Genomic DNA, 12,403 nt, shown 5'->3' on the forward strand with positions numbered 1-12,403 from the left:
GGACACATCCGTGTATTAACATCGCGCGACGATCAATCACACTGCGCGAGAAAGATTCACGATGGCGATGGAAACTGCCGGTTTCACCTACGGCTCGGACACCTCGGGCCTGGTCTGGGGCTTCCTGTTTGGCCGCGCGGCGCAGCCGCTGGCGCTCGACTCGACGGCCGCGCTGGCCTGGCTGGCCGATGGCGCGGCGCGGCCGGCGCAGGAATTCGTCTGGCTGCATTTTAATTTATCGCATGCGGCCAGCGAAAAATGGCTGATGACGCACACGCAGCTGGCCGACGAATTCTATGAAACCCTGCACCAGGGTTCCCGGTCCACGCGCATCGAGCAGGCGGAAAACACCCTCATCGCCGTGGTCAACGATGTGGTGCACAATTTCTCGTTCGAAGCGTCCGACATTTCCACCATGTGGGCCAGCGTGGCGCAAAACCTCGTCATCACGGCGCGCCGCGCGCCGCTGCAGTCGATCGAACGGCTGCGCCAGGCCGTCATCAAGAACCACGAACCGATCCGCTCGTCGGTGGAACTGCTGATCCACCTGCTGCGCGACCAGGCCGACGTGCTGGTCAACATCGTGCGCGATGCCGTGGCGCGGGTCGACGATATCGAGGATCACTTGCTGGCCGGGCGCCTGGTGCCGAAACGCGAAGACCTGGGCGCCATGCGGCGCGTGCTGGTGCGGCTGCAGCGCCTGCTGGCGCCGGAACCGGCCGCCCTGTTCCGCCTGCTGCAGCGTCCGCCCGCATGGGTGTCGGAACTGGACAGCCTGGAACTGCGCCAATCGACGGAGGAATTTTCGGTGGTGCTCAGCGATATGTCCTCGCTACAGGAACGCATCAAGCTGCTGCAGGAAGAGATCGCCGCCAGCGTCAACGAGGAAAACAGCCGCAGCCTGTTCGTGCTGACCATCGTCACCGTACTGGCCTTGCCGATCAATATCATCGCCGGCATGCTGGGCATGAATGTGGGGGGTATTCCGCTGGCCCAGCATCCGCAGGGCTTCTGGATCATCGTCGCCATCATCGTCACATTTACGGTCGTGGCGGGATGGCTGGTGGTGCGCGTGCAGCGAAACAGTTAATTTCCGTCCCGGCACGGCCTGGCAGGCGAACGGCAGGCGCCGTCCGCCGTCATTGCTTATCGGTGGTACTCGCCGGCCCGTTCAGGCTGATAGACGATTTCCTCGATCTTGACCTTCACCACGCCGCCCGGCATGGGCCAGGCGATGCTGTCGCCCACGGACAGGCCCAGCAGCGCGCTGCCGACGGGCGCCAGCACGGAAATGCGGTCGGCCTGGCCTTCCACATCCTTCGGATAGACGAGCGTGAGGCAGAATTCCTCCTTGTTTTCCACCGTGAAGCGCACGGTGGAATTCATCGTCACGACGGTCGGGGGAATCTCTTGCGGTTCGAGCACCTCGGCGCGGCCCAGCTCATCGAGCAAGGCGGCCTTGTCCGGCGATAAGTTATTACCCAAGGCATACAACAACGCTTCCAGTCGTTCCAGGTCTTGTGACGACAAAATAATTTTTGGTTTTTTTTCCAAGATATCCTCACTATTGATCATTAGGGCGGCGTCCGGTTTTGCTGGCGGCGACTTGCTTGGCCGCGGCAGACAAAACAAACAGCATCAGAACGTCCATCATCAGCGGATTATGGACGAACTCGCGAAGCAAGGCCATAGCGTTCGCGCATTCTTCATTAAAATTTATTAAAATCAATGACTTGCAATGGCCGATACAGTCAAAAAGTTAATCCGTGCCGGAATGGCCGGGCACATTGAAGTTATTCTTGGCGGTATTTTGTTTACCTTCAGCATGTTTTTAGAGAAAAAAACCGGCAGGCAAAAAAAGGATTAAACTTCAGTATGTATTATTAGAAAGACACGCCCGCCTTTTCCGCCTGTCTTGTCGCCTTGTCTGCCGCCAGCGGTGCCCGGCATGGATACTAAATTGCCGCACGCCCTGTACTTTCACGCTGCAAAATGACAATATGTCGGCCTTAGCAACACTTAGCAACACGTTGAGAGTTCCGGCTCACTTCGGTTTTCTTCAGACTGGAACGTAAAGTATGGCAGGGCGAGGCGCGATCACACGGGGCGGCGGCAAGCGGGGCCGGCAGGAGGAAGCGTCATGATGACGCCATTGATACTGCCGTCCGTGCAATTACGCGGCGACCGGATAGCCCGGCTGAACTTGCTGGCCGCGGCGGCCATGCTGGCCATGGCCAGCCTGCTGCTGATCCTCTTCCAGTTGTTTTCCCTCCAGGCATCCCTCCAGCGCAGCCTGCAGATCCAGGCCGACATGCTGGCGCCCGCCACCACCGAGGCCATGCGCCAGGACAATCGCCTGGCGGCGCAACAACTGCTCGCTCCCCTCGCCGCCGCCCCGCATATCCGGCAAGCCCTGCTCTACAGTCCCTATGGCGCGCCGTTTGCCCGCTATGCGCGCAGCAGCGTCGATACCGTGCCCGCGGCGCCGCGCAACGGCGTGCACCTCGATTACCTGGACGGCAGCGCCGCCATCCTCAAGACCTTGCCCGGCGGCGGCGCCCTGTACCTGCGCGCCAGCCTGGCGCCGCTGTACGCCAGCCTGGCACAATTTGCCGCCTTCACCCTGCTCGTCTGCCTGTGCGCATTCGGCCTGACGTTCCTGATGGTGCGCCGCACGCGCACCGCCGCTCAGCATGCGGAAAGCCATTTGCACTACCTGGCCCACGTCGACTCCGTTACGCAGCTGCCGAACCGCCATGAATTCAACGACGCGCTGGCCTACGCGCTGGCGCGCGCCGACCGCCAGGACAGCAGCGTGGGCCTGCTGCTGCTGGATCTGGACAACTTCAAGATCGTCAACGATACGCTGGGCCACCACTGCGGCGACCAGTTGCTCAAGCTCGTCGCCGAGCGCCTCGTGGCCATCCTGCGCGGCACCGACATCATCTGCCGCATCGGCGGCGACGAATTCGTCGTCATCGTCGAACCGGCCGACGACGCCTCGGAAATGGCCAGCGTGGCGAGCAAGATCCTCGCCGTGCTGGCCGAACCGTTCGACCTCGAAGGCCACCAGTTGTATGTCAGCGCCAGCATCGGCGTGAGCCTGTACCCGTTCGACGCGCAGGACGTGGCCACCCTGACGCGCAATGCCGATACGGCCATGTACCACGCCAAGCACCAGGGCAAGAACCGCTACGCCGTGTTCAAGGCCGAAATGGAAATGCGCGCCCAGCGCCGCCTGCGCATGGAAGCGAACCTGCGCCGCGCGCTGCAAAACGAGGAACTGTATCTGCACTACCAGCCGCAGATCGACTTGCGCAGCGGGCGCATCGTCGGCGTGGAAGCGCTGGTACGCTGGAACTGCCGCGAGATGGGCCAGCTGAGCCCTGCCGAATTCATCCCCGTGGCCGAGGAAAGCGGCATCATCGTCGATCTGGGACGCTGGGTGCTGCAAAGCGCCTGCCGCCAGGCCGCCGTCTGGTGCAAGGCGGGGCTGCTCGACTCGCTCGAGCACGTGGCCGTCAACCTGTCGGCCTGCCAGGCGCGCGACCCGGGCCTGATGGACGACATCCGCGCCATCCTGCACGAAACGCAGCTGCCGCATGGCTTGCTGGAGCTGGAAATCACGGAAGGGGTCTTGATGGACAACGTCCACGCCAACGTGGAACTGATGCGGCGCCTGCAGGAGACGGGCATCCACCTGTCGATCGACGATTTCGGCACCGGCTATTCGTCGATGTCCTACCTGAAGCGCCTGCCGATCGACCAGCTGAAGATCGACCGCAGCTTCGTGCACGACCTGCCCGGCGAGGGCGAAGCCATCGTCACGGCCATCATCGCCATGGCGCACAGCCTGCACCTGAAAGTGGTGGCCGAAGGGGTGGAGACCTTGCAGCAGGTGGAATTTTTAAGAACAGCGGGCTGCGACAACGTGCAGGGCTACTTCTTTGCGCGACCGATGACGGCGGCGCAGCTGACGGCATTGCTGCTGGAGCGGCGCGACTGGAGCACGCGCACGAGCTTGCCGGCTTGAGTTGCTGCCAACGATGGTGTCGGATTACGGCCGTTGGCCTAATCCGACCTACGCCATGCACAGGCAGGTCGGCGTAGGTCGGATTAGCGCAAAGCGCTTAATCCGACATCACCAGCTACATCAAGCCAATTTCGCCGAATGCTCGCGCGTCGCGTGGAATGTCAATTTCGGCCAGCGCTCTTCCGTCAGGCGCAGGTTCACGCCCGATGTGGCCAAATAGGCCATGTTGCCGGCCGCATCATAGGCCACGTTGTGGCCCAGCGCGTTCTCGAAATCCTGCAGAACGCGCTTGTCGTCGCAGCTGACCCAGCGCGCGCTGCTGATGCTGGTGCCTTCGAAGACGGCATCGACGCCATATTCGTTGAGCAAACGGCTGGCCACCACTTCGAACTGCAGCACGCCGACGGCGCCCAGTACCAGTTCGCCGCCCTGCACCGGCTTGAAGACCTGTACCGCGCCCTCTTCGCCTAGCTGCTGCAGGCCCTTGTGCAACTGCTTGATTTTCAAGGGATTACGGATGCGCACGGAACGGAAGAAGTCCGGCGCGAAGTACGGGATGCCGGTAAAGGTCAGCATCTCGCCTTCGGAAAAACTGTCGCCGATCTGCATGTTGCCGTGGTTCGGCAAGCCGATGATGTCGCCCGCGTACGCCTCTTCCACCTGTTCGCGCGAGGAGGCCATGAAGGTCACCACGTTCGACACCTTGATCTCGCGCCCCAGGCGCAAGTGCTTGACCTTCATGCCGCGCTCGAAACGTCCCGAACACACGCGCAGGAAGGCGATGCGGTCGCGGTGCGCCGGGTCCATGTTCGCCTGGATCTTGAAGACGAAACCGGTGAATGGCTGCTCGGTCGGATCGACGGAACGCACGGTCGCGTCGCGCGGGCGCGGCGCCGGTGCCCAGTCGACCAGCGCGGAAAGAATCTCGCGCACGCCGAAGTTGTTGATGGCCGAACCGAAGAACACGGGCGTCTGCACGCCGGAGAGGAATTCCTCCAGGTTGAACGGGTTCGACGCGCCGTGCACCAATTCGACTTCCATGCGCAACTGGTCCATCTCCAGCGGGAACATCTCCTGCAGGCGCGGGTTGTCGATGCCCTTGATGATTTCGAAGGCGCCGTCGGCCTTCTCTTCACCGGCCTTGAACAGCATGATCTCGTCGTTCAGCAGGTGGTACACGCCGCGGAAGTTCTTGCCCATGCCGATAGGCCAGGTGACGGGCGCGCACTGGATCTTCAGCACCGATTCGAGTTCGTCGAGCAGGTCCAGCGGATCGCGCGTCTCGCGGTCCATCTTGTTCATGAAGGTGACGATGGGCGTATTGCGCATGCGGCAGACGGCCAGCAGCTTGATCGTCTGCGCTTCCACGCCCTTGGCCGCATCGATCACCATCAGCGCCGAGTCAACTGCCGTCAGCACGCGGTAGGTATCTTCCGAGAAGTCCTGGTGGCCCGGGGTGTCGAGCAGGTTGACGACGTGGTCGCGGAATTCGAACTGCATCACCGAGGAGGCGACGGAAATGCCGCGCTGCTTCTCGATCTCCATCCAGTCCGACGTCGCGTGGCGGCCCGACTTGCGGGCCTTGACGGTACCGGCCATCTGGATCGCGCCCGAGAACAGCAGCAGTTTTTCCGTCAAGGTGGTTTTACCCGCATCCGGGTGGGAAATGATGCCGAAGGTGCGGCGGCGCTGCACTTCGCGCGCGATCACGGCCGGCGCCTTGCTGCTCGCCGGCGCTGCGGCGTTGTCCGCATTGTCGCTGGAATCGGGGGTAGTGATGTCGTTCTCGTTGGCCATATTGGTGACCATAATATGGCCCTCGCAAAAAACCCTCGATTTTACAGAAGGATCGGCCTTCCGTGTGAACTGCTTCACTGTGGAGAAAAGCAAAATCGCCCGCTTCATCAAGGGGTCACAATCCGCAGGCAACATTGCACTGCAGAAATGTTGTCACCCTACCCTGGAAACCCGATGAAAATGCTCCTCACCCCCGCCATCCGACTCATGCAGCGCTTGCGTCTGCTGCCCAAATTCATGCTTGTCTGCCTGGTCTTCCTGCTGCCGCTGGCGCTGGCAACCACCCTGCTGATCTCGGAGCTGGGCAAGTCGCTGGCCCAGGCGCAGGATGCGCAGCGGGGCGTGACCTATGTGCGCCAGTTGCAGGAAGGCACGCGCCTGCTGCAGCAGCGGCGCGGCCTCGAGCACTTGCGCCTGAGCGGCAAGGCGGGCATGGACAACGCGGCCCTTAACGCGCGCATCACGGCGTCTCTGTCGGCCCTGGCGCGTTTGCCGGCCGGCGCGGGCCTGCCCCAGGCGGCCGAACTGACGAAACAGTGGCAAGCCCTGCTGGGCCGCCAGGCCGGCCTGGCGGCGCGCGACAGCTACGCGGCGCACACGGCGCTGCTGCGCCAGGCGGCCAAACTGGGCCAGCTGGTGGCCGACCGTTCGCACCTGAGCCTGGACCCGGACGCGGGCGCCAACCACCTGAGCGCCGTCTTCACCGCCACCCTGCCCGACTTGGCCGAAAGCCTGTCGGACATCGGCGGGCGCGGCGCCGCCTACATCGACACGGGCCTGTTCGAGGCGAACGAAGATCAGCTCGTCAACGCCAACGCCCTGATCGCGCGCCACGAACTGGAACGCCTGCCCTCCCGTTTCGACGAGATCCTTGCCGCCAGGCCGGAACTGCGCGCCAGCCTGCAGCCGGCCCTGAAAGCCGTGCCGGCCACGCTGGCCTTCCTCGAACGCACGAAAAATGAAGTGACGAATTCCTACGACCAGACGTCGGGCGCGCAATTCCACGCGGCCGGCATGCAGGCGATCGACGCCCTGCACGCGCTCTCCGGCGCCTCCGCCACCGCGCTGGACGACTTGCTGGCGCAGCGCATCGCCCGCGACGAGGCGCGCCGCGCCCTGATCCTGGCGGCCATGCTGCTGGTGCTGCTGGCCGCCGCCTACCTGTGCGCAGGCTTTTATACCGCGTTCGCGCGCGACGTGACGCAATTGCGCGTGGCCGTCGGCGCGGCGGCGGCGGGCGACCTGTCGCAGCGCATCACTTCGCAGGCGCACGACGAGATCGGCGACCTGGTGCGCGACTTCGGCGCCATGACGCACGGCCTGGCCGCCCTGGTGCAGGAAATCCGCGGCGGCGCGGCCGTCATCGCGGCGGCCGGCGCCGATATCGCCCAGGGCAACGCCGCCCTGTCTGGCCATACGGCCACGCAAGCGGACGCGCTGGGCGCCACCGTGGACTCGATGCGCGAACTGACGGCCACCGTGGGCCGCAACGAAGCCCACGTAGGACAGGGACGCACGCTGGTGGCGACGGCGGCCGACGTGGCCCTGCGCGGCGGACAGACCGTCGGCGCCGTGGTCGAGACCATGGCCTCGATCAAGGCCAGTTCGCACAAGATCGTCGACATCATCAGCGTCATCAACGGCATCGCCTTCCAGACGAATATCCTGGCCCTGAACGCGGCCGTGGAAGCGGCACGCGCGGGCGAACAAGGGCGCGGCTTTGCCGTCGTGGCATCCGAGGTGCGCAGCCTGGCGCAGCGCTCGAACGAGGCGGCGCTGGAAATCAAGCGCCTGATCGGCGATTCCGTCGCCACCGTGGATGCGGGCGGCGACCTGGTCAATGCAGCCGGCAGCACCATGCGCCAGGTCGTCGATGCGGTGCAGCAGGTGGCCGTGGTGATCGGACGCATCAGCAGCGCGGGCGCCGAACAGAATGGCGAGATCGCCCGCATCAACCAGGCGCTGGCGCAAATCGACGACATGACGCGCCAGAACGCGGGTCTGGTCGACGAGGCGCGCGCCGGTTCGCAGCGCCTGCACCAGGAAGGCGAAGCACTGACGCAGGCCGTCAGCCGCTTCCGCCTGGGAGAACACGAGGCGCCAAACGCACGCCAGGCGCCCGCCGCGACCGTGCGCGACGGCTTGCCCAGCGTGCGTCCGGCCGGCCTGTGGAGCGCCAATAAACCGCGCGTCATATCACAAAATCGCGCAGAACGGCGCAAGGCTAGCTAGTCAAAAGTGCGCACGTAGGACAAGGACTACAATTTCGCCTCAAAAGAGACTACAAAGTGGCGACTGCTAATCTTATGTTCGCCACTTACATAAGCTCTTAAAGTAGCTACATCGCGATCTGCACCGCGCGGTCGAACAAAACGCCGTTATCACATGAGTACGGCAGCTTTTTTTGACCAGCAACGCGGCAGTCGCACTCCGATGTAAAAAGCCTGTGAGGAATACTATGAGCCATACTCAACTTAGCACCCCGGTCCAGAAGAACCAGCTGCTGCCGCGCGCCATGCCGGCGGCCGGACGGGAAATCAAGCTTGCGTCGCGGGTTAGCCTCAGCAGTGCCCAACAGAATGAATTGCTGGCCGCCCTGCCGCGCGCCGCGCTCGAATCGCTGTTCGAAGACCTGGAACTGGTTGAACTGCCGTTCGGCAAGGAATTGTATGCCTATGGTAACAACCTGGAATATAGCTACTTCCCCACCACCGCCATCATTTCACTGCTGTATGTCATGGAAGACGGCGCCACGACGGAAATCGCCGTGGTCGGCCATGAAGGCGTGGCCGGTGCCTCGCTGCTGGCAGGCGAGCGCGCCATGTGCACGGCCGTCGTGCAAAGCGCCGGTTACGGCTACCGCCTGAAAACGCAAAGCCTGCGCGACGCCTTCAATCAAGGCGGCGCCCTGCCCCAGCTGCTGATGCGCTACACCAACGCCCTGTTTGCGCAGATGGCGCAGAACGCCGTCGGCGGCCGCCACAGCTCGATCGAGCAAAAGCTGTGCCGCTGGCTGCTGGACCGCCTGGACCGTTCGCCATCGAATGAATTGAAAGTGACGCAAGAGCTGATCTCGATCATGCTGGGCGTGCGCCGCGAAAGCATCACGGCCGCCGCCGGCAAGCTGCAGGAAGAAGGCTTGATCCACTATCGCCGCGGCAATATCACGGTGCTGGACCGCGCCGGCCTGGAATGCTATGCGGGCGAGTGCTACAAGGTCGCCAAGACGGAATACGACCGCTTGCTGCGCGACGTTTCACGCTGCTGATCGGGCAAGATAGTTAGCAAAATGGCCGGGCTGCATGCCCGGCCATTTTTTTATTTCAAGGAAAATTACGCTTCGGCATCCGCATCGATATCTTCCAGCTCCGGCGTCAGCGGCATGGGAATCACGGCCTCCACACACGTCCCCTTGCCTTCCGGCCCCTGGCGCACGGTAAGCGTGCCACCCAGCAGCAGGGCCCGCTCGCGCATGCCCAGCAAGCCGTGCGACATCGGTTTTTGCAGCGCATCTTCCGTGATGCCGATGCCGTCGTCGATCACGCGCAGCACCAGGCCGTGCTCGTTGCGTTTCAAGGTCACGCTGACCATGCCGGCCCGTGCATATTTGAGGATATTCGTCAGCGATTCCTGCACGATGCGGAACAGAGCGATCGTCAAGGTCGCTTCGCGGTTATCGATATTGATGGCCACATCCGTTTCGCAGCGCACCGAGCTCATGCGCGCAAAATCCTCGCAATAGCTTTCGATGGCGGCGCACAGGCCCAGGTTGTCCAGCAGGCTGGGGCGCAGGTCTTCCACGATGCGGCGCTTCAGTTCCACCGTTTCCAGCAAGGTCGCCTTGGCATGGCGCAGCTGCGCGGCCAGTTCCGGCTGCGTATGCGCCAGTTGCTGCGTGACGGCGCCCAGGTCCATGCTGATCGAGGTCAAGTTGGCACCCAGTTCATCGTGCAGCTCGCGCGCCAGGCGCGCTTTTTCCACTTCGTTGACACTGATCAAATGACGCGACAGCACGGATAACTGCTCGGTACGCTTACTGACCGTCGATTCCAGGGTGTCATTGGCATTTTGCAATGCATACTCGACGGCTGCCCGGTTCTGGAAGCTGCGCCGCACCAGCTGGTAAAACATGATCAGCACGAGGATGGCCAGGGCATTGATGCCGATGCCGAGCAGCACGGCTTTCTGGTACTCATGATAAAAAGCGGCGCTGCCGGTCGACAGCGCTTCATTCTGCTCGCGCGTCATGATCACCACCTGCAGACGAATCTCGTCCATGGTGGCGCGGTCATCTGTCACGCGGGAAATGTTGACGATCTCGGCCAACCCGCCCTGCTTGTAGACGTCGATAGACTGTTGCAACATCGACATTTTTCGGCGGATCAGGCTTTTCAGCTGGCCCAGGTTTTTCAGCTGGGTGGGACTGCCCGCGAGCAAGGTTTGCAGCTCATTGAATTCGTTGTCGATTTCGGTGGCAGCGGTCTTCGACGGCCCCAGATAGGTTTCGGAGCCGGAAATGAAATAGCCGCGCAAGCTGCTTTCCGCATCGAGCACGAGCACGTTCAGATACTGCAGGCGGTCGGCCACGCGGGCGCTCTGGCTGAGCAAGGCATTCGTGCCCTTCAGCGACTCCAGGTTATGGTAAAGACTGAAACCATTCAATACAAGCAACAAGGCGCACGTCACGCACAGGATCGTCTTGTACAGGGGCAGGCGGTGATTCGGGGCCGGTTGAGCGGTGAAATACATCCTGGTGTGCATCCTTAGCAAGGTTCGGCGCGGGAGAGAGCGCCGGCGCCGGCCAATTATAGTCCTCGCCACAAACTGCTGCACTGCACAACATCAAGTCGTGCCCGGTTAGCTGGCTGAGCGATCATGTTTCCATGATCGCACCGCAGCGCTAGTCAAGCAAATTGTTTTTCATTGCGTAATAGGTCAAGTCGCTGTTCGATTGCAAGCCCATTTTTTCCATGATGCGCGTACGGTAGGTACTGACCGTCTTGATGCTCAGCGACAAGGCCACGCCGATATCGGACACCGTCGCGCCGCGCGCCAGGCGCAGGAAGACCTGGAACTCGCGGTCCGACAATTCCGTATGCAGCGCGGCATTCGTGTCGCGGTCGAACGACTGCGCCAGCAACTCGCCCACGGTGGAGCTGACATAGCGGCGCCCCTGGAATACGGTGCGCACGGCCGTCATCAGCTCGTCGGCTTCGCATTCCTTGTTCAGATAGCCATTCGCGCCCATCTTGAACAGATTCAGCGCATATTGCTGCGCGGGATAGCCGCTGAGGATCAGCACGGGCAATTCCGGCTGGCCCTGGCGGATCGTGCGCAAGGTATCGATGCCGCTCTGATCGGGCATGGCGATATCGAGCAGCAATACATCGCAAATTTCGCGGCGGGCGATATCGAGCGCTTCGCGCCCGGTACCGGCTTCCGCCACCACACTGAAGTCGCTTGACGACGAAAAAATCTGTTTGAACCCAGCTCGTACTATTTGGTGATCATCACAAATGGCAACGCGTATCATTGTTTCCCCTTAAATTTTCCTGGCCTGGGAAAGACTACCGGAACCTGAACGCTGCTCCGGCTTAGCGTCACTAACAAAAACGCAACATTAACATTATATTCAAAATATGGCGCGCCGTACGGTAGCGTCAGCACCAAGGCGGAGCGCCCATGCAGTATAGTCAACTTAGTCAACCGCTACCGGACAACCCGACCTATATTGGTACAAATCTTATTTTAGCAAGTTTAAAATCGCAATTAATTCATTGCGTATCCACACGCGGTCCAGCGGCGCTTCCTGCGGCACGGCAGGCATGACCGGCAGCACTGGCAGCTCGTCGGCGATGGCATGCGATGCGCCACGGCTGTCGAGCTTGTTGCGCGCGCCGCTGATGGTAAAGCCCTGCTCGTACAGCAATTCGCGGATGCGGCGTATCAGCAGCACCTCATGGTGCTGATAATAACGGCGGTTGCCGCGTCGTTTGACCGGCTTGAGCTGGGAAAACTCCTGCTCCCAGTAGCGCAGTACATGCGGTTTGACGCCGCACAACTCGCTCACCTCGCCGATCGTGAAATAGCGTTTCGCCGGAATGGGCGGCAAGGGGGCGATCAACTCGGTTTTACTGATGCGCTCGTTCATCGCCACTCACTCAGGCAGCACGTGCCAGCGGACTGGTCTCTTCGACCATGCTTTTCAGCTTCTGGCTCGCATGAAAGGTCACGACACGGCGCGCCGTGATGGGAATCTCTTCACCCGTCTTCGGATTGCGGCCCGGCCGCTGCGGTTTGTCGCGCAACTGGAAATTGCCGAAACCGGACAGCTTGACGGCTTCGCCACGCTCGAGCGCATTGCGGATCTCGTCGAAAAAGGTCTCGACCATATCCTTCGCTTCGCGCTTGTTCAGGCCCACTTGCTCGAACAACAGTTCGGCCAGTTCCGCCTTGGTCAAGGTGGGTAAATCTTTTTCCGCTTCCTGGCGCACTTTGGCAACCAGCATGGCCCGATGCAAATCGGCGGCCAGTGCGGATTGCAGTACGGCGGAATCAACGTCGCTGTTATTA

The 12,403-nt window shown here is 62.0% G+C and carries 11 protein-coding genes; 5 read left to right on the top strand and 6 right to left on the bottom strand.

The genetic code is table 11. The features are described 5' to 3' along the window. Positions 1–61 precede the first annotated feature (61 nt). On the top strand, positions 62–1,090 hold the full coding sequence (locus AC3RCG_RS18420) for a transporter (RefSeq protein WP_492402677.1): 1,029 nt from the start codon (positions 62–64) through the stop codon (positions 1,088–1,090). A 56-nt stretch (positions 1,091–1,146) separates the two neighbouring features. On the opposite strand, the gene rnk is transcribed toward AC3RCG_RS18420, so the two are convergent. Beyond that, a complete protein-coding gene (rnk, locus tag AC3RCG_RS18425) occupies positions 1,147–1,554 on the bottom strand; it encodes a nucleoside diphosphate kinase regulator (protein ID WP_162835757.1) in 408 nt (135 codons plus the stop codon). 184 nt (positions 1,555–1,738) lie between these two features. On the opposite strand from rnk, the gene AC3RCG_RS18430 reads away from it, so the two are divergent. After that, the gene (locus AC3RCG_RS18430; RefSeq protein ID WP_256267358.1) at positions 1,739–1,867 is read left to right on the top strand and encodes a hypothetical protein; all 129 of its coding nucleotides are present in this window, start codon (positions 1,739–1,741) and stop codon (positions 1,865–1,867) included. Between the two features lie 273 nt (positions 1,868–2,140). Next, positions 2,141–4,033 (top strand): putative bifunctional diguanylate cyclase/phosphodiesterase, encoded by a 1,893-nt coding sequence (locus AC3RCG_RS18435; protein ID WP_492402675.1) that lies wholly within the window; start codon positions 2,141–2,143, stop codon positions 4,031–4,033. A gap of 120 nt (positions 4,034–4,153) precedes the next feature. Here AC3RCG_RS18435 and AC3RCG_RS18440 read toward each other — a convergent pair whose 3' ends face one another. Continuing rightward, positions 4,154–5,842, bottom strand: a complete 1,689-nt coding sequence (locus AC3RCG_RS18440; RefSeq protein WP_373633058.1) for a peptide chain release factor 3 — start codon at positions 5,840–5,842, stop codon at positions 4,154–4,156. A gap of 162 nt (positions 5,843–6,004) precedes the next feature. On the opposite strand from AC3RCG_RS18440, the gene AC3RCG_RS18445 reads away from it, so the two are divergent. Both AC3RCG_RS18445 and AC3RCG_RS18450 read left to right on the top strand, forming a co-directional pair. Further along, positions 6,005–8,062 (top strand): methyl-accepting chemotaxis protein, encoded by a 2,058-nt coding sequence (locus AC3RCG_RS18445; RefSeq protein WP_492402672.1) that lies wholly within the window; start codon positions 6,005–6,007, stop codon positions 8,060–8,062. Between the two features lie 226 nt (positions 8,063–8,288). Then, positions 8,289–9,098: a Crp/Fnr family transcriptional regulator gene (locus AC3RCG_RS18450; protein WP_099411578.1), complete on the top strand. Its 810-nt coding sequence runs from the start codon at positions 8,289–8,291 to the stop codon at positions 9,096–9,098. Positions 9,099–9,163: 65 nt separating this feature from the next. Here the strand turns inward: AC3RCG_RS18450 and AC3RCG_RS18455 are convergent, their stop codons facing one another. The 4 genes from AC3RCG_RS18455 to AC3RCG_RS18470 all read right to left on the bottom strand — a co-directional run bounded on the left by AC3RCG_RS18455 (position 9,164) and on the right by AC3RCG_RS18470 (position 12,339). Next, a complete protein-coding gene (locus tag AC3RCG_RS18455) occupies positions 9,164–10,579 on the bottom strand; it encodes a sensor histidine kinase (protein ID WP_070289321.1) in 1,416 nt (471 codons plus the stop codon). Between the two features lie 151 nt (positions 10,580–10,730). Beyond that, entirely contained in the window at positions 10,731–11,363 is a 633-nt protein-coding gene (locus AC3RCG_RS18460) for a response regulator (RefSeq protein WP_034783185.1), read from the bottom strand. Positions 11,364–11,573: 210 nt separating this feature from the next. Continuing rightward, entirely contained in the window at positions 11,574–11,981 is a 408-nt protein-coding gene (locus AC3RCG_RS18465; protein WP_492402669.1) for a MerR family transcriptional regulator, read from the bottom strand. 10 nt (positions 11,982–11,991) lie between these two features. Then, positions 11,992–12,339, bottom strand: a complete 348-nt coding sequence (locus tag AC3RCG_RS18470; RefSeq protein WP_010399205.1) for an integration host factor subunit alpha — start codon at positions 12,337–12,339, stop codon at positions 11,992–11,994. Positions 12,340–12,403: the final 64 nt, after the last annotated feature.

The sequence above is a fragment of the Janthinobacterium sp. GW823-FHT01H08 genome (genome assembly GCF_058797855.1).